The sequence below is a fragment of the Rhizobium sp. SL86 genome, from assembly GCF_026672545.1.
Taxonomy (GTDB): Bacteria; Pseudomonadota; Alphaproteobacteria; order Rhizobiales; family Rhizobiaceae; genus Neorhizobium.
On sequence record NZ_JAPPRJ010000001.1, the window covers coordinates 56476 to 79685 of the forward strand.

Consider the following 23210-nt stretch of genomic DNA (forward strand, 5'->3'; position numbering starts at 1 on the left):
AGCTTGCGAGAGAATGAAACACCGTCTCTGCGCGTGAGCGACGAATGGGACCCTGGCCATGACTGAGCCGGCAAAACAGGACGAGTTCGACGTCGAAGCCCTGCGCCGCAAGGTATCGGACTTCTACGACCGCAGCGCGACCGGGCAGCCGGATGCCACGCCGGAGCTTAACGCGTTCGCCCGGCAGATTGCCGAACAATTCCGCGACCAGACGACCAGCCCCGCCATGCTGATCGGCCAGATCCGCCTGTTCGAATGCGCGCTCCTTTTTCTCAGCGGCCTTGGCGTCGGCCTCATCGCCGGCTTCGGCGACCACGCCGGTTTCCTCTGGCACCTGCTGACGATCGGTTGCGGCGCCGCATTTGCCGTGCTGTTCCTGCAGATCGCCGACGCCTATCAGATCCCGATCCTCAGGGCACCACGTCAGGCGCCCCTGCGGCTGCTCGGTGCCTGGCTCGCCGCCTTCCTGCTCCAGACCGCTCTGGCCTTTCTGCTCGACAGCCCTCTGCCGCTCGGCACCGCGCTTGCCTCACTTTTCGTCGGCGGCCTCGTCCTTGTCGGCACCCGGCATCTGATGGCCTTCGGCATCCGCAACTGGTCGCGCAACGGCATCATGGAGCGCCGCGCGGTGATCGTCGGCGGCGGCCAGCCGGCCAAGGATCTGGTGCGTGCGCTGGAACAACAGGCCGACAACGACATCCGCATCTGCGGCATTTTCGATGACCGCGGCAGTGCCCGTTCGCCGGACGTGGTGGCCGGTTATCCGAAGCTCGGCACCTTCGGCGAACTGGTGGAGTTCGCCAGGCTTGCCCGTATCGACATGCTGATCATCGCGCTGCCGGCGTCGGCCGAGCAGCGGATCCTGCAGCTGGTGAAGAAGCTCTGGGTGCTGCCCGTCGACATCCGACTGGCGGCGCACGCGCAGCGCCTGCGCTTTCGCCCCCGCGCCTACAGCCATGTCGGCAGCGTGCCGATGCTCGACATCTTCGACAAGCCGCTGCGCGACTGGGATTCGGTGGCGAAACGCGTGTTCGACCTCACCTTCTCCATTCTGGCCCTGGCGCTTGCCTGGCCGGTGATGATCGCCTGCGCCATCGCGGTAAAGGCGACCTCGAAAGGGCCTGTCTTTTTCGTGCAGAAGCGCCATGGCTTCAACAACGAGGTCATCGACGTCCTGAAATTCCGCTCGATGTATACCGAGCTCAGCGATCCCACCGCCAAGAAAGCGGTGACGAAAAACGATCCGCGCGTGACGCCGGTTGGCCGTTTCCTGCGCAAATCCTCGCTGGACGAACTGCCGCAGCTCTTCAACGTGCTGCGCGGCGAATTGTCACTCGTCGGTCCGCGGCCGCATGCGGTGCATGCCCAGACGGGCGAGCGCAAATATGTGGACGTGGTGGAGAGTTATTTCGCCCGCCATCGCGTCAAGCCCGGCGTTACCGGCTGGGCTCAGATCAATGGCTTGCGCGGTGAACTCGACAGCGACGAAAAGATCCGCGCCCGCACCGCCTACGACCTGCATTACATCGAAAACTGGTCGCTCTGGCTCGATCTGAAGATCCTGTTCCTCACGCCGATCCGGCTTCTCAATACGGAGAACGCCTATTGACCGTGATCATCGACACCGCTCCGAAACCCTTCAAACCGCAGCTGGCGGGCGTGCGCCTGTTCGGCTCGGCGCTGGTGGCGCTCGGTGTCTTCCTGTCCGGTTTCGTCATTTCCGAGCCGGCGCCTTACGAACTGCTGATGGCCGTGCAGATCGCGTTGTGGTTTCTGCTCGGTCTCAAGATCTCGCGGGCGGTGGCACCGCTTTTGATCCTCTTTTTGCTCTTCAACATCGGCGGCATGTTTTCGCTGACCGTGATGAACGACATCAGCGGCGGCCCGATGTATATCGCCGTCTCGCTGTTTCTTGCCCTCTCTTCGGTCTTCTACGCGGCGATCATCGAGGATGACCACCGGCGGCTGACGCTGATCTTCCAGGCCTGGGTGGCGGGGGCGACCATCACCTCGATGCTGGGCATTCTCGGTTATTTCCACGCCTTTCCCGGTGCCGAGGTCTTCACGCTCTACGACCGTGCCAAAGGCGCCTTCCAGGACCCGAACGTCTTTGGCCCCTATCTCGTCGCCCCTGCCCTTTATCTGATGTATCGAATCCTCAGCGGATCGCTGGCGCGTGCGCCGATCTACGTGACCGGCCTGCTGATCCTGGTGCTCGGCATCTTCCTCTCCTTCTCGCGTGCCGCCTGGGGCCTGTTCCTGTTTGCCGCCGTCGCGCTCGTCGTGGTGATGCTGCTGAAGGAACGGACCGCCGCCTTCCGGCTGAAGATCTTCAGCCTGTCGATTGCCGCCGTCCTCGTGCTGATGGTGGCGATTGCCGGCGCCATGCAGTCGAAGAAGGTCTCCGAACTTTTCCTCAACCGTGCGAAACTGGTGCAGGAATATGACGGCGCTCGGCTTGGTCGCTTCGAACGCCACAAGCTGGGGTTCCTGATGTCGATGGAGCGCCCGCTTGGCCTCGGGCCGATGGTGCTTGGAAAAATGTTCGGCGAGGACGAGCACAATATCTGGCTGAAATCGCTCACCACCTATGGCTGGCTCGGTTTCGTCAGCTACGTGACGCTGATGTGGGCGACACTGATCATCGGTTTCCGGTCGCTCTTGCGCGAACGCCCCTGGCAGCCCTATCTGATGGTCGCCTGGATCTGCCTGCTCGGCCATGCGCTGATCGGCAATGTCATTGACATCGACCACTGGCGGCATGCCTATATGCTGTTTGGCATCGTCTGGGGCTGCTTTGCGCTGGAACAGGCGCACAAACGCCGCAACCGCCTGGCGGCACCACAGGCGCGGCCGATCGTCTGACCGGACAGCCGCCGTATCACCCGGGATCCGATGTCGGCCCTTGACCTGCCGCCGTTCAGATCCACATCCTTTTCATGATCACGCACGACCAGATCCGCGCTGCGCGCGCCATGTTGAACCTGTCCCTCAAAACACTCGCTGCCGAATGCGGGCTTGCCGAGGCCGAGCTTGCCGCACTCGAAAGCGGGCAGCGGGCGGGTGACAGCCGCACGCTGGAATCCCTGCGCGTCGCCTTCGAGCGGCTCGGCATCGTCTTTCTGGCGAGCGGTGAGGACGATCCAGGTGTCGGACCCGGCCTGCGCCTGCGCCGTGCCGCGACGGCGGATGAAGGCCTTCGGCCGGAAAACCTGAATTCCTTCAACGACGGATAGTCCGGCACCCGTTGCGGGAACCCTTCTCCGCCTGCCGCGTTTACGCGCCAGGATGATGAAGATGAAGGAGTTTCCCTTGAGCCGCAGCAACAGCCTCTACCTCGTGATCGGTGCCCTCGTCGTCGTGGTCGTCGGCCTCGGCACCTATGTCGTGCGTGAGGAAACCAAGCCGAAGGGCGTGGAAATGAGCATTTCCAGCGATGGCGTGCGCGTTGAAGAGAATTGACGCGCGTCAAAGACGTATATTCACTATTTTGCAACTATGTCGGCGCGATTCTCCGTATGGTAGCGTAGGTTGCGACGCGACCGAGTTGACAACGATAAAGGGGAAGACATGACACAGCATCTCGACCAGCAGACCGTTGTGCACGAAGGCCTGAAAAAGGTCTGGAACGTCGCCGAATTCGCCAAACGTTACCGGCTCGATCAGCGGGAGGAAAACCGCCTGCTGAAGCTGCTCGGCCCCTTTGCCTCCGAACACGAACTGCTGATGAACGCCACCCGCACGCCGAACTTCCGCTGATTGCTGGTGAGACGACCACTTTAGGTCTTGCACCACAGCCGGCAAGTCATTATGGAGGTCGTGCTTCGGCAACGAAGCGGGTCGGGGCGTAGCGCAGCCCGGTAGCGCACTTGACTGGGGGTCAAGGGGTCGTGGGTTCAAATCCCGCCGCCCCGACCATTTCAAAATCCGCCGCAGCATCCCCCAGATGCCCGGTTCTCTTCTCCCACAAAGTATTGGCCAGAGAATGCCGCGCCCGTGGCGGAACCATGGGCGCCCGCTGCCGTTCGTCTCCAGGACACGATGGAGATGCACGCGCGATGGCCAACGAGACACGCAACCCTTCCACACCCGCCAATCCCGATGCCGTTCCGCCCGGAACCCCGGATGCTGCGGAAAACACCTGCAGGCGCTGCGCCGGTACCGGCGAGATCGATGGGCATGACTGCCCCGATTGCGGCGGCTCCGGCGTCGTCTTGACCCCGGTCGGCGGGGCAGGATGAGGGAAAAGGGCTTGAGGCGGGACGCTCAGCGGACCTGATCGAGAAGGCGCTTGCATTCCAGGAGATCGAAAAGCGCCTCCTGCAGCAGGGCGCGGTCTTCCTTGCCGATCGCGCTCTTGCCGGCGGCAATGTCGAGGGCGCTGTCGTCGCCGGAACCGCCGAAACCGAAGAAACGACCGCTCGGCTTGGTCTTGGCACGGCCGACGATCTGGTCGTCCTCGTCGCTGCCGCCGATCTTGGGCTCACCGGCACCGCGGTCGCTATTGGCCGCCATGATGGCTTCCATCGTCGCGACATCACCGGAGGCAATCGCCGACACGAATTTGTTGCCATTCGTCTTCAGAAGCTTCTGGACGCCCTTGATCGTGTAACCGTGATCATACAGCAGATGCCGAATGCCCTTCAGCAGATCGACATCCTCCGGGCGGTAATACCGGCGGCCGCCGCCACGCTTCATCGGCTTGATCTGCGGAAAACGCGTCTCCCAGAACCGGAGCACGTGCTGCGGCAGGTCGAGGTCGTCGGCCACCTCGCTGATGGTGCGGAAAGCATCCGGACTTTTTTCCACGCGGCGTCACTCCAGAATTCTGCGACTCAGATGCACCGGACCACGGTACGACGAGCAGCATTTCAACGGTTTGCGCCGCGGAATTCAAGTTCTTTCAGAGATTGTGAACAGAAGGCGACCGGACGCGCTCAAGCGGCCGGATTGGCGGGCTTCTGTTTGGCCTTGCGCAACAGGTGCGCCTTCAGGATGCGTTGCTTCAGCACGTTCGAGGCCTTGAACGTCATCACCTTGCGCGGCGAAATCGGCACTTCCTCACCCGTCTTCGGGTTGCGGCCGATACGTTCGTTCTTTGCGCGAACCTGGAATGTCGCGAAAGAGGAAAGCTTGACGGTTTCGCCCCGCACGATGGCGTTGCAGATTTCGTCAATCACGGTCTCAACGAGTTCCGCCGATTCGGTACGGGACAACCCAACCTTGCGAAACACCGACTCTGCCAAATCCGCCCGTGTCACTGTTTTGCCGGCCATGACCCCCGCCCGTGAAATTTCTTGATTTATCAACGCGAACAAACACTATGTTCGTTGTCGCCCGGGGTCAAGCGCTTGTAAAGACGACATTACCAGCGAATGAGGAGTGCGCCCCAGGTAAAGCCGCCACCCATCGCCTCCAGCATCACCAGATCGCCCTTCTTGATGCGTCCGTCGCCCGCCGCAACCGAAAGCGCCAGCGGAATAGAGGCCGCAGAGGTGTTGCCGTGCAGATCCACCGTCACGACGACCTTTTCGAGCGGAATGCCGAGTTTCTTCGCCGATCCATCGATGATGCGCCGGTTTGCCTGGTGGGGCACCAGCCAGTCGAGGTCGTCTGCCGTCGTTCCGGTTGCATCAAAAGCTGCGACGATCACGTCCGTAATCATGCCGACCGCATGTTTGAAGACCTCGCGGCCTTCCATGCGCAGATGCCCAACGGTGCCGGTGGTGGACGGGCCGCCATCGACATAGAGTTTGTCCTTGTGCGAACCGTCGGAGCGCAGATGTGCGGTCAGCACGCCGCGATCGGCAACGGTGCCCTCGCCTTCCTGTGCTTCCAGAACGAGCGCGCCCGCGCCATCACCGAACAGCACGCAGGTGGTGCGGTCGCTCCAGTCGAGAATGCGGGAAAAGGTTTCCGCGCCGATCACCAGCGCGCGCTTGGCAAGGCCGGCGCGCAGATGCGCATCCGCGGTCGCCATGGCATAAACGAAACCGGTGCAGACGGCCTGCACGTCAAAGGCATAACCATGCGTCATGCCGAGGCGGTTCTGGATGTTGACGGCGGTGGCCGGGAAGGTGTTGTCCGGCGTCGAGGTCGCGACGATCACCACATCGATGTCAGCCGGCGTCAGTCCGGCATTGGCGAGGGCGGCACGCGCCGCCTGCTCACCGAGCGAGGCCGTGGTTTCGCCCTCGCCTGCGATGTAACGCTGACGGATGCCCGTGCGCTGCACGATCCATTCGTCGGAGGTTTCCACCTTCTCTTCCAGTTCCTTGTTGGGAACCACGCGTTTCGGCAGCGCCGATCCAAAGCCTCGAACAACTGAACGGATCATGCTTGAATGTTTCCTGTCTTCACGCGGCTTCTTCCGGTCCTGCGGGCGGCAGGCGGCGGGCGTGATATGTTTTCAAATCCTGCGCGATCTTGTCGTTCAACGCATTGCGCACCATGTCGTAACCGACGTCGATGGCCGACGCATACCCTTCCGCATCGGTGCCGCCATGGCTCTTGATGACGATGCCGTTCAGGCCGAGGAAGACGCCGCCATTGACCTTGCGCGGGTCCATCTTCTCGCGCAGGCGGTCAAAGGCGCCCTTGGCGAAGAGGTATCCGATCTTGGCCCAGATGGTGCGCGACATGGCCGACCGCAACAGTTCCGCCATCTGCTTGGCAGTGCCTTCGGCCGTTTTCAAGGCAATGTTGCCGGTAAAACCTTCGGTGACCACGACATCCACCACCCCACGGCCGATATCGTCACCTTCGACGAAGCCGTGATAGGAGATGGTGGAGAGGTTTGCCTCGCGGATCATCCGGCCCGCTTCACGCACCTCTTCCTGACCCTTGACCTCTTCGACGCCGACATTCAGCAGACCGACCGTCGGGCGGTCGATCTCGAAGAGCGCGCGCGCCATGGCACCGCCCATCAGGGCGAAATCGAGGAGCTGCTGGGCATCGGCGCCGATCGTGGCGCCGACGTCGAGCACGATGCTTTCACCACGCAGGGTCGGCCAGATACCGGCAATCGCCGGACGTTCGATCGTCGCCATGGTGCGCAGGCAGAACTTTGCCATCGCCATCAGCGCACCGGTATTGCCGGCCGAGACCACCACATCCGCCTCGCCGGTCTTCACCGCCTCGATCGAACGCCACATGCTGGAGACGTAGCGGCCACGGCGCAGGGCAGCGCTCGGCTTCTCGTCCATGGCGACGGCGACCTCGCAGTCGTGGAAGGTCGACTTTTCCTTCAGCTTCGGAAAACGGTCGAGGATCGGTTCACACTCGTCCTTACGACCGAAAATCAGGAAGGTGGCGTCCGGATGGCGCTCAAGGGCCTTGGCGGCACCTGGTATGACCACGGCGGGACCAAAATCACCACCCATGGCATCGAGAGAAATTCTGATCACGCGTTCCTGGTCCTTCCGTCCCACTTCTGGCGAAATCGCAGCCGATCCCGTCGGTTCAGCCGCCCATACAACTCATTAGCGGATGAATGCAAATCTATTCCTTGCTTTTCCAATCCTTCAGCACCGCGAAAGGATTGGGTTTGGCTTCGGGTTTGCTATCATCGGCTTCAATATGATCGGAAAACTCAACTCCCGGCTTTCGGGGATAGGGATCGATGGCGAGCGCCACGAATTCCGCCACCGTCTCGCCCGCATCGATCGTGTCGCCGGCAAACATTTCCGGCAGATCCGGGCCATCCGGGTCAAGCACCATCTCGCTGCTGTCGCCGGCGCCCATCATCCGGGCAAGCTTGGAGCCTTCCGGCACGAAGATCTGTTCGAACATCTCTTCGATCACGCTTTCCACCGGCTCGAGCGTCACCACGCAGGCCTGGGTGAGCCGCGCCTTCACATTACCCTTCAGGCGTACGCCATCCTTTTTCCAGCGCGCAACCTGCATCTCGGCCGACAGTTCCTCGACGGACACCACCTTCCAGAGTTCGGCCAGCGCCGCCCGTTCCCGTTCGTCCGCCTTCAGGTGAACGGTCACGGGGTTCGCAGAGATATGTCCCACCTTCACGCCATAGGAAAATGGCGGCCTTGCGTGACGTTCAGTCTTGTCGTTCATCATGTCCTCAATGGCCGGGCGACAGGATCACGAGTTGACCTCGTGCGATCGTCTCCTCCGGCACCGTCTTCAATTCCAGTTCCGCCTGCAGCATCCACCGGGCAAGCGGCTCCATCGTCGGCGCATCGGCGGCATCCGGATGGATGTTGCGCCTCAGCGCCGTCGCAAGCAGCGCCACGTCGGACGCATCAAGCGCGGCGGCATAAGCCTCCAGGCGGCCATAAAACATGCCCGCCAGCTTCTTCATCCGCTTCGGCACGCCCTGGTCCCCGATCCCCAGTTCGCGGATCGAGTGGTCGATATCCGTGAAAAAGGCGTCGATGATTTCCTGGGCAAGTTCCTGGCCGCTCGTTTCCGATTTTGCCGTCCGGCGGAAGAACAGAATCATCACCACGGACAGCATCTCGAAACGGCCCATCACCGTGTCCGGCACGTCCATATCGGTGTAGTAGAAAGGAACGCGCGCCGCCGAAGTCAAGGCGGCATACTGCCGATCGACAATGATGCGATTGTTATTTTTCTTGCCGAACAGCCCGAAGATCATAAAAGCCTGCTCTCTTCGTCGCCAAAGCGACCGCTGGCACCGCCAGCCTTGTTGCATGGAAACCAAAGCTGGTTTACCGAAGCAGGCACGAATTGCAATGCCGGAGCCGTTTCGCCAGAGGAGAAGACGAAATGGAGCCTTGTGTTCGACAATTCGTGCGGCAAAGTTCGCGGAATAGCCACAATGCTGTTCCAGCAGAGGCCGGAGGTCGTTGCCGGCGAGCACATGAGGTCAAGGTGTTGAAGAAGCGCGTGTTTCAGTCTGACATGGGAATGATGGGCAAGGCCGCCATGCTGGCTTTTGGTGTTTCGCTTGGACTTTCGGGCTGCACGACTTCCAACATGGGCATGGGCGAAACCATCTATAACGGTTACGTGCTGGACAAGGATTCGCTCGATCTCATTCCGGAAGGTTCGAGCCGCGAACAGGTTCTCCTGTCGATGGGTACGCCCTCGACGACGGCGACCTTCGACGGCGAAGTCTTCTATTACATCTCGCAGAAGCGCCAGCGCCCCGTCGCCTTCATGAAGCCGAAGCTTGTCGAGCAGACGGTGGTGGCGATCTATTTCAACAAGGAAGGCACCGTTGCCCGCCGCGCGATCTATACGCTGCAGGACGGCAAGGTGTTCGACACGATCAGCCGCACGACACCGACCGGCGGCAAGGACCTGACCTTCCTGCAGCAGCTGCTGACCGGTGGCGGCGGTGCCGGTGGCGCCGCAGGTTCGGCGGTGCGCAACCTGCTCGGCGGCCAATAAGCCTTTCTCTCTTCCCAAAAAAGAACCCGCGGAGCGATCCGCGGGTTCTTTCGTTTCAGGCGTTTTCCTGCACCGTCAGGCGGCAAGGATCGCAAGCAGCAGCAAGGCCACGATATTGGTGATCTTGATGGCCGGGTTGACGGCGGGACCGGCGGTATCCTTGTAGGGGTCACCGACCGTATCACCGGTGACGGAGGCCTTGTGCGCATCCGACCCCTTCATGTGACGGGTGCCGTCCTTGTCGACAAAGCCGTCCTCGAAACTCTTCTTGGCATTGTCCCAGGCGCCACCGCCGGACGTCATGGAGATCGCCACGAAGAGGCCGTTGATGATGACGCCGAGCAGGGAGGCACCGAGTGCCGCGAAGGCCGAGGCCTTCGACCCGGAGATCAGCAGAACCCCGAAATAGACGACGATCGGCGCCAGCACCGGCAAAAGCGATGGAACGATCATCTCGCGAATGGCAGCCTTGGTGAGGATATCCACCGCGCGGCCGTAATCCGGCTTCTCGGTGCCGGCCATGATGCCGGGATGCTCACGGAACTGCTTGCGCACCTCTTCAACGATCGAACTTGCGGCCCGCCCGACGGCGGTCATCGCCATGCCGCCGAAGAGATAGGGAATCAGGCCACCGAAGATGAGGCCGGCCACGACATACGGATTGGCGAGGCTGAAGGAGATCTCGCCGACATCGGCGAAATAGGGATATTGCGCGCCATTGGCGGCAAAATAGCTGAGATCGTTGGCATAGGCGGCAAACAGCACCAGCGCGCCGAGACCGGCCGACCCGATCGCATAACCTTTGGTGACGGCCTTGGTGGTGTTGCCGACCGCATCGAGCGCGTCGGTGGACTTGCGCACCTCCGGCGGCAGACCGGCCATTTCGGCGATGCCGCCGGCATTGTCGGTGACGGGACCGAAGGCATCGAGCGCCACGATCATGCCGGCAAGGCCGAGCATGGCGGTGACGGCGATGCCGGTGCCGAACAACCCGCCCAGTTGGTAGGTGGCGATGATGCCGCCGACGATGACGATCGCCGGAAGCGCGGTCGATTCCAGCGAGACCGCCAGGCCCTGGATGACGTTGGTGCCGTGGCCGCTGACGGAGGCCTGGGCAATCGAATTGACCGGCCGTTTGTTGGTGCCGGTGTAATATTCGGTGATCACGACGATGAGGGCCGTCACCACGAGGCCGAGAATGCCGCAGAGGAAGAGATTCGTCCCGGTGATCTCCATGCCGGCAACGGTGCCGACCGAACCCCAACCGATGGTAAACGAGGTGGCGGCACCGAGACCGACGATCGACAGCGCGCCGGTTGCGATCAGGCCCTTGTAGAGCGCCCCCATGATCGAGCCGTTGGACCCGAGCTTGACGAAGAAGGTGCCGATGATCGAGGTGATGATGCAGGCGCCGCAGATCGCCAGCGGATAGAGCATGATGTCGCCGAGCGCCGGCGCGCCGGCAAAAAAGATCGCCGCCAGAACCATGGTCGCGACGACAGAGACCGCATAGGTTTCGAAGAGGTCGGCCGCCATGCCGGCGCAATCGCCGACATTGTCGCCCACGTTATCGGCAATCGTTGCCGGGTTGCGCGGGTCGTCTTCGGGAATGCCGGCTTCCACCTTGCCGACGAGATCACCGCCGACATCGGCGCCCTTGGTGAAGATGCCGCCGCCGAGACGGGCAAAGATAGAAATGAGCGAAGCGCCGAAACCGAGCGCCACCAGCGCGTCAATCACATGGCGGCTGCCGGGGGCATTGCCGAAGCCGTAAACGAGGATCGCGTAATAGACCGCAACGCCGAGCAGGGCGAGACCGGCCACCAGCATGCCGGTGATGGCACCCGACTTGAAGGCGATCTCGAGGCCGGCAGACAGGCTGTGCGAAGCCGCCTGCGCCGTGCGGAGATTGGCGCGAACGGAGACATGCATGCCGATGAAGCCGGCAGCACCCGAAAGCACCGCGCCGATGATAAAACCGATCGCGGCAAGGCCCGAGAGCAGCAGCCATGTGGCGATGGCCACCACGACACCGACGATGGCAATGGTCATGTACTGGCGGGTCAGGTAGGCCTGTGCGCCTTCCCGGATATAACCCGCAATTTCCCGCATGCGCTGATTGCCCTGGTCAGCCGCAAGGACCGACCGTGTGGCCCAGACGGCATAAACCACCGACAGGAGGCCGCAGACGATCACACCCAGTATTACTGTCATACGATTGTTCCTCTCCCAAAAATCCGGCCGCAATCATTGCACCGGCACGGAACGGCAACGCTCCCCTCCCAAGAAGCCCGTGTTGACGCCCGGATGCGAGATTGCGGCTCTGCGGAAATGGCGTCAAGGGTTTCCCGGGCAAGGGTATGTCCGCGAAGCTATTTCAGATGTGGAGAGATGTCTCTGTGAAAGATCAAGCAGCAGCGCTGGCGCGGCTCCGCAAAATCAGCAGGCCGATGAGAACGAGGCAGAGGATCGCGACCGGCCAGATGAAGAGGTTCATGAAGCTCCAGCCATAGGCGGTGAACACCTTGCCGGACGAAAAGGACGAGAGTGCCACCGTGCCGAACAGGATGATGTCGTGGAATCCCTGCACCTTGTCGGCCTCGTGCGGGCGATAGGTGGAGGCAACGATCGCTGTGGCACCGATGAAGCCGAAATTCCAGCCGATGCCGAGCAGCACCAGCGCCGCCCAGAAGTTCCACAGCTCGATGCCCATATGGGCGACAACGGCACAGGCCATCAGGGTCACCAGCCCCATGGCGACGACTTTTTCGGCGCCGAAGCGGGCGATGATCATGCCGGTGAAGAAGCTCGGGCCGAACATGGCGAGAACGTGCCACTGGATGCCGAGCGTGGCAAGTTCCGTCGGAAAACCGCAGCCGATGACCATGGCAAGCGGCGCGCCGGTCATCACGAAGGACATCAGTGCATAGGTGCCGATGCCGCAGATCATGCCGGTGGCGAAACGCTGCGTGGTGATGATCTCGCGCAGCGGACGGGCCGGCAGGCTCGCCGTCGTTGACTTGGCCGGCTCCGGCAGCTTGAGGAACAGCAGGATACCGATTGCGGCGAGGCACAGCGGCACGAGTGCCAGGAAGGTTCCGGCAAAGGTCACCGGCTCGAACAGATCCTTCGCCCAGATGGCGAGCTGCGGGCCCGATCACAGCCGAGACGATGCCGGCGCCGAGGATCCAGGAAATCGCCTTGGGCTTGTAGTGCGAGGGCGAGGCATCGGCCGCGGCAAAACGGATCTTCTGGGTGAAGCCGCCGCTGATGCCGATCATCATCAGGGCGATGGCAAAGAGCCAGAAATCGGCACGGAAAAGCGCAATCGTGGCAAGCGCGCCGCCGGCGGCTCCGATGATGGCACCGGTCATGAAGGCGGCCTGACGGCCCATGAAGCGCGAGACAAACGCGATTGCCATCGCGCCGATGGCGGTTCCGACGTTAAAGCCGGTGACGGGGGCGGTGGCGAGCGACTTGTCTGCCGCCAGCAGCTGGTAACCGGCGAGCGAGCCGACCGAAATGGACAGCGGTGCCGCGGAGCCGAGGATCGCCTGCGCCGCGGCCAGGAAGGCGACGTTGCGTTTGGCGGCCTTCAGCTGCCGTTCCAGTCCATCGCCGCCCACACTGTCCATGTCGTTTACGCCTATTTCTTCGTTTCGCCGCGAACCTGTTTGGCAATGCGATCGAGAACCGCATTGACGATCTTGGGCTCCTCGCCTTCGAAAAAGGCTTGGGCGATTTCCACATATTCGGTCACGATGACCGGCACGGGAACATCCTTGCGTTCGAGGATTTCGAAGGTGCCGGCGCGCAGGATGGCGCGCAGTGTCGAATCGAGGCGCGACAGCGGCCAACTTTCGAGAAGTGTCGCCCGCACCAGCGGATCGATCTTCGTCTGGTCGCGCACGACGCCGGCGACAATCGAACGGAACCAGGACGGGTCGGCCTTCAGATAGGTGTCGCCGTCCAGCTCCTGGCCGAGACGGTGTTCTTCGTATTCGGCCACGACCTCGAGCACGCCGGTGCCGCCGATATCCATCTGATAAAGCGCCTGCACGGCGGCGAGACGGGCGGCACCACGCTGGTTCGCCGGCTTCACCGGCTGCTGCAGATCCTTCGACATGGCTCAGGCACCCAGCTTTTCACGCAGGGCGATCATCGAGAGTGCCGCACGTGCGGCAAAACCGCCCTTATCCTTGTCGCTCTTCTTGGCTCGGGCCCAGGCCTGCTCGTCGTTTTCAACGGTCATGATGCCGTTGCCGATGGCGAGCGATTCCGACACGGCGAGATCCATCAGCGCACGCGAGGATTCGTTTGCCACGATATCGAAGTGATAGGTCTCGCCACGGATGACCATGCCAAGCGCCACGAAACCATCGTAGTTGACACCACCCTGTTCGGCCGCATCGAGCGCCATGGCGATCGCCGGCGGGATTTCGAGCGCACCCGGAACGGTGATCACGTCATAGGTGGCGCCGGCCTCGTCCAGAGCCGAGGTCGCGCCATTCAGCAGCGCGTCGGCCATATCGTCGTAAAAGCGGGCTTCGACGATGAGGAGATGAGGCTTCAAAGAATCGGTCATGGGTCGTCCTGGTCGCAATTCTGCGATTTGAGATGTTGGGAATTGGCGCGGTCAAATCACGCCGCGCGCGGATTGGCAAGCGATTTTCGCATCCGGACCGCTGTGCAGGCCCTGCGGATCATGGCTAAAAGGTCAGTTCCTGCACCAGACGAGACATTGCCAATGCCCCCGATACCGACAATCACCACACCGCGGCTGGTTCTGAGAGGCCACCAGGTCGCCGATTATGACGCCTTCTGCACACTCTGGGCCGATCCCGATGTGATCCGTTACATCGGCGGCACGCCGTCCAGTGCCGAAGCGACCTGGCAGCGGCTGATGCACCGGGCCGGCATGTGGCATTACATGGGCTTCGGTTTCCTCGCCATCGAGGAACGGGAGTCAGGGCGCTTCATCGGCGAAGCGGGTTTTCACGAGGTGCGCCGCGACATGACGCCGTCGCTGATCGGCACACTGGAGACCGGCTGGGTTCTGCTGCCGGAGTTCCACGGCAAGGGCTATGCCCGCGAGGCGGTGTCAGCCATGCTTGCCTGGGCACAGATCCATCATCCCACCCTCGACATGACGGCCATCATTTCGCCGGAGAACGCCGCCTCCCTCAAGCTCGCAGAACGTCTCGGCTTTCAGGAGGAGGCCCGCACGGATTATCACGGCGAGGTGGTGGTGCTGCGACGACCCCACCGCCAGGCAGATGCGGGCACGCTCAGCGCGCCTGCGGAAACTCCGCCAGCCGCGCCGCATAACGGGCCATCGTATCGACTTCGAAATTGACGAAATCGCCGGGTTTGCGCTCGCCCCAGGTCGTGACCTCCAGCGTGTGCCGGATCAGCAGGATGTCGAAATCCGTGCCGTCCACCGCATTGACCGTCAGTGACGTGCCATCGAGCGCCACCGACCCCTTCGGCGCCACGAAGCGGGCAAATTCCGCCGGAGCGCGCAGCCGGATGCGCACCGCCTCGCCTTCCGAGGTGACGGACAGGATTTCCGCCTTGCCATCCACATGGCCGGAGACGATATGGCCACCGAGTTCGTCGCCGATCTTCAGCGCCCGTTCGAGATTGACGCGGGTGCCGACGGTCCAGGAGGAGATCGTCGTCAGGCGCAGCGCCTCTTCCCAGGCTTCCACCTCGTACCAGCGGGTGTTGCTTTCGCTGCCGGAGAGGTTGGTGACCGTGAGACACACGCCGGCATGGGAAATGGAGGCGCCGATGTCGATCGTCGCGGGGTCGTAGCTGGTGGCGATCCTCAGACGGATACCCTCGTCGAGCGGCTGAAGCTCCGACACGCTGCCGACATCCGTCACGATACCCGTAAACATTCGAATTCCCTTTCGTAATCGCAGCAGCTGTCCGCCCCGAAACGCATGCGCCGGACGGGTTTGTAATCCTTCGGGATATCGTGTGCCGTCAGCGGCGATTCAATGCCGCCCTCGCCGATCACCGTTTCCCCCTCAAAAAGCAGGATGCGATCGACCAATCCCGCCTCCAGGAAGGCACGGGCGACGGAGGCTCCGCCTTCGACCAAAAGCGAGGAGAGACCGCGGGTGGCCAGTTGTGCCAGGAGATCCGGCAGGTCGGCCGCGTCGAGGATCTCGACGCCGGCTTCGATGAGGGCATTGCGGCGGGTGGCGAGATCTTCGGCTATCTCCGAGGATGGCGAGACCAGATCCCCCTCTGCCCTGCCGGGCATCTCCCCCACAAGGGGGGAGACAAAGGATGCGCCGTCCTGCCCGGCAGACAGTGACGCGGTTGAGGAAGCGATGTCTGTGCCAAGAAGGGAATGCGGAGCCAACCGCGGGCCAGTCTCCCCCCTTGTGGGGGAGATGCCCGGCAGGGCAGAGGGGGGTTCCGGGAGCACAGCCACGAGGACCGGCACATCCCTCGCCGTCCGTACCAGTTTCGAGGTCAGAGGAAGCCGCAGATGGCGGTCGAGGACGATGCGGATGGGCGAGCGGTCTTCGAGACCCGGCAGCCTGACCGTCAGTTCCGGATCGTCGGCGATCGCCGTGCCGATCCCGACAAGGATGGCGTCCATTTCGGCGCGCAGCGCATGCACCTGGGCGCGCGACGCCGGACCGGTGATCGCCACCTGCCCTGCGCCTTCACGGCCGATCATGCCATCGGCAGAAACGGCAAGCTTCAGAGTCACATGCGGGCGGCCCTTCATCTGGCGCATGAGATAGGCTTCGAGCGCCTGGCGGCCGTCTTCCTGCAAAACGCCGCTCACCACCTCGATGCCGGCGTCGCGCAGGATCGTCAGGCCGCGGCCGGAGACGCGCGGATCGGGATCCGTCAGGCAGACGACGACGCGTGCGACACCGGCTGCCACCAGCGCATTGGCACAAGGCGGCGTCTTTCCCCAATGCGAGCAGGGTTCGAGCGTCACATAGGCGGTGGCACCGCGGGCGCTATCGCCGGCAATCGCCAGCGCCTGGGTTTCGGCATGCGGGCGCCCTCCCCGCGCGGTCACGGCGGAACCCAGCACGACGCCGTCCTTGACGAGGATGCAGCCGACGGAAGGATTGGTGGAGGTCAATCCGGTATGCTGGCGCGAGAGCCGGATGGCAGCTGCCATGTAGCGCCGGTCCTCGGGCGTGACGGTCACGGCCTTACGGCTCCACCGTCGAGTCGCGGCCGATCTTGGCGTTGATCTCGGAAATCACCTTCTCGAAGTCCTCCGCATGGGAGAAATCGCGGTAAACCGAGGCATAACGCACGAAGGCCACGTCATCGAGGCTCTTCAGGGCTTCGAGCACCTGCAGGCCGATCTGCTCGGAGGAAATCTCGCTCTCGCCCGAGCTTTCCAGCCGGCGGACGATGCCGGAGACGGCCCGTTCGATCCGGTCGGGATCCACGGGCCGCTTGCGCAGCGCAATCTGGAACGACCGCACCAGCTTGTTGCGGTCGAACGGCACTTTGCGGCCGGTCTTCTTGATCACCATCAGCTCGCGCAACTGCACGCGCTCGAAGGTGGTGAAGCGCCCGCCGCAATCCGGACAGATGCGCCGCCGGCGGATGGAGGTGAAATCCTCCGCCGGACGCGAGTCCTTGACCTGTGTGTCTTCGGAACCGCAATAGGGGCAGCGCATCGCCTGAAATGCCTCTTACATGTAGGGGTACATGGGGAAACGATCGGTCAGAGACACGACCTTGTCCCGCACGGCGGCTTCCACCGCGGCATTGCCCTCATCGGAATTGGCGACCTTCAGACCGTCGAGCACTTCGGCGATCAGGTTGCCGATTTCGGCGAATTCGGCTTCCTTGAATCCGCGCGTCGTGCCAGCCGGCGTGCCGAGACGGACACCCGAGGTGACGAAGGGCTTTTCCGGATCGAACGGGATGCCGTTCTTGTTGCAGGTGATGAAGGCGCGGCCGAGCGCTGCTTCCGCCCGCTTGCCGGTGGCGTTCTTCTTGCGCAGATCGACCAGCATCAGGTGGTTGTCCGTGCCGCCGGACACGATGTCGAGATTGTGCTTGATCAGCGTGTCGGCCAGCGTCTTGGCGTTCTTGACGACCTGAGCGGCATACTCCTTGAACTCCGGCTGCAGCGCCTCACCGAAGGCCACGGCCTTGGCGGCGATCACATGCATCAGCGGACCACCCTGGAGGCCCGGGAAAACGGCGGAGTTGAACTTCTTCGCCAGATCCTCGTGGTTCGTCAGGATCATGCCGCCGCGCGGGCCGCGCAGCGACTTGTGGGTCGTGGTGGTCGCGACATGGCAGTGCGGGAACGGCGACGGGTGCACGCCACCGGCCACCAGACCGGCGATGTGGGCCATGTCGACCATCAGATAGGCGCCGACCGAATCGGCGATCTCGCGGAAGCGCTTCCAGTCCCAGATACGGGAATAGGCGGTGCCACCGGCAATGATCAGCTTCGGCTTGTGCTCTTCGGCCTTGCGGGCCACTTCGTCCATGTCGAGCTGGTGGTCGTCTTCGCGCACGCCGTAGGACACGACGTTGAACCACTTGCCGGACATGTTGACCGGGGAACCGTGCGTCAGGTGGCCGCCGGAATTGAGGTCGAGACCCATGAAGGTATCACCCGGCTGCAGGAGCGCCAGGAACACCGCCTGGTTCATCTGCGAACCCGAATTCGGCTGCACGTTGGCGAACTCGACGCCGAACAGCTTCTTGGCGCGTTCGATCGCCAGTTCCTCGGCGATATCAACGAACTGGCAGCCACCGTAGTAGCGCTTACCCGGATACCCTTCCGCATATTTGTTGGTCATGATCGAGCCCTGTGCTTCCAGCACGGCGCGGGAGACGATGTTCTCCGACGCGATCAGCTCGATCTCGTGACGTTGACGACCCAGTTCCTTCTCGATCGCGCCGAAGATTTCCGGATCGGTTTCGGCCAGCGGACGGGAGAAGAATGCATCTCTATGCGACATGTCGGGGCTCCTAAAGGAAACTGATGCGATGGCGTCTTAGCGGGAGGTCCCGCCAAGGGCAATACGCAGAGCGACATTTGCGGATCAAACAACGGTGTCGCACTGCAATCCGCTCGATTATGTCGCAGGCTGCGGCGCGTTGCCGGTGGACGCCCCCGGCAGCTGCGCCAGGATCTGGTCCAGATTGCGGATGGTGACATCGCTCTGGGCAAAGGGAATCTCGATGCCGGCCTCGGTAAAGGCGACATTCAGCGCAAAGAGAAGGTCGGAGCGCACGCTGATTTCCATGCCCACATCCCGCAGGAAGCAGCGCAGCTCGAAGTCCAGCGCGCTATTGCCGAAATTGCGGAAGAACACCTGCGGCTCCGGGTAGGCCAGGACGCCGGAATGCTCGTTGGCGACATCGAGCATGATCTCCCGCGCCCGGTCGACGTCCGAACCATAGGCTATCCCGATCGGCAGAATCATGCGGCCCGTCTGCGAACTCAGCGTCATGTTTTTCACCGTGCCGGCGATCAGATCGGCATTGGGAATGATCACATCGTGTTTGTCGAAGGTCTCGATGCGGGTGGAGCGCACGGCGATCTTGCGCACGGTGCCGGAAAAGCCGGAAACTTCGATCCAGTCGCCTTCCTTGATCGGCCGCTCGATCAGCAGGATGATGCCCGAGACGAAGTTCGAGACGATGGTCTGCATGCCGAAACCGACGCCGACAGACAGCGCACCGGCAATGATGGCAAGGTTCGACAGATCGAGACCCGCCGCCGAGATGGCGAGCACGACCGATAGGATGAAACCGACATAACCGAGACCGGTCTTGATCGCATTACGGGCGCCGCTGTCGATTTGCGTCTTCGGCAGGATGACGCGGTCGGTCACCCGCTGCACCCAGCGCGTCAGGAACACGCCGATCGCCAGCGTGCCGCCGAGCACGATCAGCACCCGCGGCGACAGGCGCACACCGCCGAAATCGATACCGTTCTGGATCAGCCGCCAGATTTCGCCAAGCTCGGCCTCGCGCGCGCCCCAGGCCATGGCGAGCAGCGGCAGGCTGACGACCAGAATCAGGATGCCGATCAGCATCGAGGCCAGTTCGACCGACGACTGCCGATCCGCCATGGCGGCACGGATCGGCATCATCAGCGCATGATGAAGGATGAAGGCAAGGCCGAAAATCGTGAGGCTGAGCATGATGGGCGCCAGCCCCGCCCGTGCCAGCGGCACGTAACCGAGGATGGCTGCGATGATCGACAGCGCCGCCAGCGTCTGCATCACATGGCCGGAAACCATGAAGAAGCCCGGACCGAAGGGGGTGTCCTCCAGCGCGTCCTTGTCGACCTTTGCTTCCCGGGCCACCGCAAACAGGACACGCGCGAGACCGGACAGAACGATGCAGCCGATCAGAATGCTGATGCCCTGCAAGACCGAGGTTGCCGGCGCCGAAAAGGGGTAGTCTTCCGCTGCGCCATCCACCAGCGCATCCATGCCGAGCGAGGCGGCAAACGCAATCGACAGCCAGTAGCAGGTGCGCGCAAGCCCGTCGCTGAGGCCGACCAGACGCAGGGACGGCTGGTTCGGCGTGAAAAGAACATTTCCGATCCAGCTGGCGACGACGAAGATGACCGCAACACCGAGGATCGCGCCGGACAGATTTGCCGTTGAGGTGATCCCCCACTCGGCAAGCAGCACCGCGGCAATCACCAGCGCGACGGCCACAAGCGAAATCAGCAGCCGCAGGATGTGCACCCCACCCGCCTGCAGGATAAAACGGATGGTATTGGGGGCCGCCTTCACCCGCCGCTCCATCTGGATCAGCGTATAATGGCCGACGCAGACCGGCAGCAGCAGCGTCGCCAAGAGGATGCCGAAGGCGATCAGCAGGCGATTGTCGTAAAGCTCGGCCTCGTCGGGATTGAGAGCCGCATAACGTGTGGCCTCTTCCGACAGCCGTCCGGCAAACTTGCCGATTTCGGCTGCGGTCGTTGCCCAACTGGAGGGCAGGATCGGCGACGGCTTGCGGGCCAGAAGATCTTCGGCAGACCGGGCGCGGATCAGCCGGTCGATTTCCTCGATCAGAATGTTGGCCCTGGCCGATGCCAGGCGTGCGGCGGCCACAGGAGCCTCTGCCGCATCGAGCGCATCGGCGAGCGATTTCCGTCTCTGCGCCGCCTTTTCCGGCTCGGACTGATCCTTGCCGGGCGCGGGGCCGAGCGTCTCGATCTGCGCCTTCAGGAGCCGGATCGCCAGCCCGCCGGCCTCGGCCGCCGCATCGGCCTCTGTCCGCTGCTGGGCAAGCTCGCCCCGCAGGACTTCAAAGGCCTCCGATGAAGCGCGACCGGCCTGCAGGGCCTCCTCCGCACGCCGCGCCGTCTCGCTCCAGGCCGACGCCGCATCCAGCCTGTCCGCCTTCTGCGCCAGAAGACCCGTCGGTATAACCAGGACACACAGGAGCAGCGGCAGGAGCGCGATCCATCGAAACAGCCGCGGAACAGGCAGGAAGGGAACGAAAATGGTCATCGTCAATCGGCCAAAGTGAAAATGCCTTCGACCGGGCGAAGAGGAAGAATGCACCGAGCGCCTGGCAGAAGGTTGCCGCGGCACTCAAGCAAAAGCCGCGTCAAACCGCAACGGGAATGAGGAAATCCGCCGTCCTTAGCAACAACTTCCGGTGCCCATGCCGGGCATCATAAGAAGAAGTGACGTGCCAGTGGCACATGGGCGCGAAACATCACCTGTGCGGACGCCTCAGGCGCGCAGGTAACCTGCCTGCAAGAGCGCCAGCGAGAGCCCGGCAACATGCATCGCCTGGCTGATCTCTCCGCTGCGCAGCGCCCCGACCACTCCAGCCATCGGCATCAGCAGGACGCGCATGCCCTCCTCGCCCGCTTCCAGTGCCGGTGGGCGATCGAAAACGACATTGCGTGCGAGAAACGTATGGACGCGATTGGTATGGGTGGCGGGATTGGCGTCGAGCGAGGCGATCAATTGCGGCGTTTCCGTCGCGCGGTAGCCGGTTTCTTCGAGAAGCTCGCGGGCGGCGGCCTCCGCAAGCGATATATCCTCCGGATCGGCCATGCCGCCCGGAAGTTCGGTCACCCATTTGCCGACGCCGTGGCGATACTGGCGCACCAGCACAACCTCGTCATCGGTGGTGATTGCCACGATGTGCACCCAGTCGGAATAGGACAGGACGTAGTAGGGTGCGATTTCGGCGCCCGACGGCGTCCGGCAGACATCGGCTCTGAGATCGATCCAGCGATCCTTCAGGAGCTGGTCCGAAGCCACCACCGTCCACGTCTTTTCCGTCATTGCGCCCGTTCCCTGCCTTGCTGTGCGTCGTCGCCCGCGTTCTATGCGCCAGCCGCCGATATGAAAATGGCCGCCTCTTGCAAGGCAGCCATGGAAGACACAAAAGGTCTGCGGACGTTACTGCGCGGGCAGCATGTCGTCGTCGATGGAGCCGGCGCTCTGCTCGACGCCATATTTGGTCTGCAGCGCCAGTTCGGTTGCGCCGTCACGCTGGTAGATGTCGTCGCGGAACTGCACGACGCCATCCTTTGCGGACCAGGCGGTGATGTAGACGATGTAGACCGGCACTTCCTGGGCCAGCTTGATCGGCGTGTTGACGCGGGCGTTGATGACGCGCTCGATTTCCTGGCGCGACCAGCCGGGGGTGTCGCGCAGCAACCAGGTCACCAGATCGCGGACGTTCTGGACACGCATGCAGCCGGACGATTCGAAGCGCATCAGCTTGTTGAACAGGCCCTGCTGGGGCGTGTCGTGCATGTATTCGTTGTTCGGATTGTGGAAGTTGATCTTGGTGGACGCCATAGCGTTGATCTTGCCCGGGTCCTGACGGAACATCAGGTTGGGGGCCTTCGGCGCGAACCAGTCGACCGTTTCCGGCGCAACCTCGTTGCCCTTGCCATCAATGAGGCGGATGTTGTTGCGCGTGAGGTAGGTCGGGTCCTTGCGCATCAGGGGCACGATGTCTTTTTCGACGATCGAGCGCGGCGCCGTCCAGTACGGGTTGAGGATGACCTCGTAGACCTTGGAATTGATGGTGTGCGTCGGGCGGTCGATGCGGCCGACGACGGCGGTGTTGCGCAGGGCCACACGCTCGTTTTCGACGGCTTCGACATAGGCGGCCGGGATGTTGACCATCATGTAGCGCGGACCGAGATCGCCCGCCATGGACTGCAGCCGCACGAGGTTGGTGTTCAGCTGGTTGAGGCGCACATCGGCCGGAATGTTCATCGCCTTCAGCGTGAACTCGCCCAGCACGCCATCCGCCGGCAGGCCGTGACGGGCCTGGAAGCGCTTGACGGCACCGTCAACGTAGGAATCGAAGGAATTCGACATGCCAACCGACTGCGGCATGTCGCCGGAAATCATCAGGCGCTGACGCAGCTGCTGGACGGAGGGTTCGGCGGCACCGAGACGCAAGCCCTGCTGCACGGGTGTCACCTGCGGCCAGCCGCCGGCGGCCACGATCTGCTGGTACTGGAGAATCGCCTGCTGGATGTTGGCCGGTCCCATGGGGCCGAGCACCGGATTGTTGGAGGTCACGGTGGCGGCGGTGCGCGATGCCGCGGTCGCGTCGAACTGGTCATCCCAGGTACCGCGGCGCGGCGCCGAGATGATATCCTGCAACGTGTCCTGGGCCAGCACGGGCGCGGCGATGGATGCAGCCCCGAGGGAAACAGCGGACCGCAGCAGGGTGCGGCGGGAGATCATTTCGGCTTCGCTTTTTTTCGACATCATTCGATCCAGTTTGTCCGCAAACACTCAACTTCAAGTGCCTACAGCGATATGGTTAACAAAGGGTCGTTTGCCCGTTTGGGCCGGTGGCAGACG

The 23210-nt window shown here is 62.8% G+C and carries 23 protein-coding genes, 1 tRNA gene and 2 pseudogenes; 9 read left to right on the forward strand and 17 right to left on the reverse strand.

Annotated features, from left to right (window positions below):
* Window positions 1-58 precede the first annotated feature (58 nt).
* The 7 genes from OU993_RS00305 (at window position 59) to OU993_RS00335 (ending at window position 4241) form a co-directional block, all read left to right on the forward strand.
* The gene (locus tag OU993_RS00305) at window positions 59-1609 is read left to right on the forward strand and encodes an undecaprenyl-phosphate glucose phosphotransferase (RefSeq protein WP_268153885.1); all 1551 of its coding nucleotides are present in this window, start codon (window positions 59-61) and stop codon (window positions 1607-1609) included.
* Window positions 1606-2865 carry an O-antigen ligase family protein gene (locus OU993_RS00310; protein ID WP_268153887.1) on the forward strand — a complete coding sequence of 420 codons (1260 nt, stop codon included), beginning with the start codon at window positions 1606-1608 and terminating at the stop codon, window positions 2863-2865. The genes OU993_RS00305 and OU993_RS00310 overlap by 4 nt, the downstream gene beginning before the upstream one ends.
* A 74-nt stretch (window positions 2866-2939) precedes the next feature.
* Window positions 2940-3236 carry a helix-turn-helix domain-containing protein gene (locus tag OU993_RS00315; protein ID WP_268153889.1) on the forward strand — a complete coding sequence of 99 codons (297 nt, stop codon included), beginning with the start codon at window positions 2940-2942 and terminating at the stop codon, window positions 3234-3236.
* 61 nt (window positions 3237-3297) lie between these two features.
* The gene (locus OU993_RS00320; protein ID WP_268157708.1) at window positions 3298-3462 is read left to right on the forward strand and encodes a hypothetical protein; all 165 of its coding nucleotides are present in this window, start codon (window positions 3298-3300) and stop codon (window positions 3460-3462) included.
* A 108-nt stretch (window positions 3463-3570) separates the two neighbouring features.
* Window positions 3571-3759, forward strand: a complete 189-nt coding sequence (locus OU993_RS00325; RefSeq protein ID WP_268153891.1) for a hypothetical protein — start codon at window positions 3571-3573, stop codon at window positions 3757-3759.
* A gap of 82 nt (window positions 3760-3841) precedes the next feature.
* Window positions 3842-3918, forward strand: a tRNA-Pro gene (locus tag OU993_RS00330).
* 140 nt (window positions 3919-4058) lie between these two features.
* A complete protein-coding gene (locus OU993_RS00335; protein WP_268153893.1) occupies window positions 4059-4241 on the forward strand; it encodes a hypothetical protein in 183 nt (60 codons plus the stop codon).
* A gap of 25 nt (window positions 4242-4266) precedes the next feature.
* Here the strand turns inward: OU993_RS00335 and OU993_RS00340 are convergent, their stop codons facing one another.
* From OU993_RS00340 to OU993_RS00365, 6 genes are all read right to left on the reverse strand, one after another.
* The gene (locus tag OU993_RS00340) at window positions 4267-4809 is read right to left on the reverse strand and encodes a MerR family transcriptional regulator (protein ID WP_268153895.1); all 543 of its coding nucleotides are present in this window, start codon (window positions 4807-4809) and stop codon (window positions 4267-4269) included.
* A gap of 128 nt (window positions 4810-4937) precedes the next feature.
* Entirely contained in the window at window positions 4938-5276 is a 339-nt protein-coding gene (locus tag OU993_RS00345) for an integration host factor subunit alpha (RefSeq protein ID WP_165220489.1), read from the reverse strand.
* A gap of 89 nt (window positions 5277-5365) precedes the next feature.
* Window positions 5366-6337 carry a beta-ketoacyl-ACP synthase III gene (locus tag OU993_RS00350; protein ID WP_268153899.1) on the reverse strand — a complete coding sequence of 324 codons (972 nt, stop codon included), beginning with the start codon at window positions 6335-6337 and terminating at the stop codon, window positions 5366-5368.
* Window positions 6338-6356: 19 nt separating this feature from the next.
* Window positions 6357-7406 (reverse strand): phosphate acyltransferase PlsX, encoded by a 1050-nt coding sequence (plsX, locus tag OU993_RS00355; RefSeq protein WP_268153901.1) that lies wholly within the window; start codon window positions 7404-7406, stop codon window positions 6357-6359.
* Between the two features lie 94 nt (window positions 7407-7500).
* Window positions 7501-8076, reverse strand: a complete 576-nt coding sequence (locus OU993_RS00360) for a YceD family protein (protein WP_268153906.1) — start codon at window positions 8074-8076, stop codon at window positions 7501-7503.
* 4 nt (window positions 8077-8080) lie between these two features.
* Window positions 8081-8617, reverse strand: coding sequence for a ubiquinol-cytochrome C chaperone family protein (locus OU993_RS00365; protein WP_268153908.1), 537 nt, complete (start codon window positions 8615-8617; stop codon window positions 8081-8083).
* A 266-nt stretch (window positions 8618-8883) separates the two neighbouring features.
* On the opposite strand from OU993_RS00365, the gene OU993_RS00370 reads away from it, so the two are divergent.
* Entirely contained in the window at window positions 8884-9375 is a 492-nt protein-coding gene (locus OU993_RS00370; protein ID WP_268157420.1) for an outer membrane protein assembly factor BamE, read from the forward strand.
* Window positions 9376-9450: 75 nt separating this feature from the next.
* On the opposite strand, the gene OU993_RS00375 is transcribed toward OU993_RS00370, so the two are convergent.
* The 4 genes and pseudogenes from OU993_RS00375 to ribH form a co-directional block, all read right to left on the reverse strand.
* Window positions 9451-11589, reverse strand: coding sequence for a sodium-translocating pyrophosphatase (locus OU993_RS00375; protein ID WP_268153910.1), 2139 nt, complete (start codon window positions 11587-11589; stop codon window positions 9451-9453).
* 193 nt (window positions 11590-11782) lie between these two features.
* Window positions 11783-13010, reverse strand: a pseudogene (locus OU993_RS00380) (MFS transporter).
* 11 nt (window positions 13011-13021) lie between these two features.
* Complete coding sequence (gene nusB, locus OU993_RS00385) at window positions 13022-13501, reverse strand: transcription antitermination factor NusB (protein WP_268153912.1); 480 nt, start codon at window positions 13499-13501, stop codon at window positions 13022-13024.
* Window positions 13502-13504: 3 nt separating this feature from the next.
* A complete protein-coding gene (gene ribH / locus OU993_RS00390) occupies window positions 13505-13960 on the reverse strand; it encodes a 6,7-dimethyl-8-ribityllumazine synthase (RefSeq protein ID WP_268153914.1) in 456 nt (151 codons plus the stop codon).
* 162 nt (window positions 13961-14122) lie between these two features.
* Between ribH and OU993_RS00395 the strand changes: the two are divergent.
* Window positions 14123-14635: pseudogene (locus tag OU993_RS00395) on the forward strand (GNAT family N-acetyltransferase); the annotation flags it as partial.
* Window positions 14636-14663: 28 nt separating this feature from the next.
* On the opposite strand, the gene OU993_RS00400 reads toward OU993_RS00395, so the two are convergent.
* From OU993_RS00400 to OU993_RS00430, 7 genes are all read right to left on the reverse strand, one after another.
* Entirely contained in the window at window positions 14664-15278 is a 615-nt protein-coding gene (locus tag OU993_RS00400) for a riboflavin synthase (protein ID WP_268153916.1), read from the reverse strand.
* Window positions 15260-16564: a bifunctional diaminohydroxyphosphoribosylaminopyrimidine deaminase/5-amino-6-(5-phosphoribosylamino)uracil reductase RibD gene (gene ribD / locus OU993_RS00405; protein WP_268153918.1), complete on the reverse strand. Its 1305-nt coding sequence runs from the start codon at window positions 16562-16564 to the stop codon at window positions 15260-15262. Before ribD ends, OU993_RS00400 begins: the two co-directional genes overlap by 19 nt.
* Window positions 16565-16568: 4 nt before the next feature.
* Window positions 16569-17048, reverse strand: coding sequence for a transcriptional regulator NrdR (gene nrdR / locus OU993_RS00410; protein ID WP_165220525.1), 480 nt, complete (start codon window positions 17046-17048; stop codon window positions 16569-16571).
* A 15-nt stretch (window positions 17049-17063) separates the two neighbouring features.
* Entirely contained in the window at window positions 17064-18353 is a 1290-nt protein-coding gene (gene glyA / locus OU993_RS00415; RefSeq protein ID WP_268153921.1) for a serine hydroxymethyltransferase, read from the reverse strand.
* Between the two features lie 117 nt (window positions 18354-18470).
* Window positions 18471-20870: a DUF3772 domain-containing protein gene (locus tag OU993_RS00420; RefSeq protein ID WP_268153923.1), complete on the reverse strand. Its 2400-nt coding sequence runs from the start codon at window positions 20868-20870 to the stop codon at window positions 18471-18473.
* Between the two features lie 228 nt (window positions 20871-21098).
* Window positions 21099-21662 carry an NUDIX hydrolase gene (locus tag OU993_RS00425; RefSeq protein ID WP_268153925.1) on the reverse strand — a complete coding sequence of 188 codons (564 nt, stop codon included), beginning with the start codon at window positions 21660-21662 and terminating at the stop codon, window positions 21099-21101.
* Window positions 21663-21779: 117 nt separating this feature from the next.
* Window positions 21780-23114, reverse strand: coding sequence for a L,D-transpeptidase family protein (locus OU993_RS00430; RefSeq protein WP_268153927.1), 1335 nt, complete (start codon window positions 23112-23114; stop codon window positions 21780-21782).
* Window positions 23115-23210: the final 96 nt, after the last annotated feature.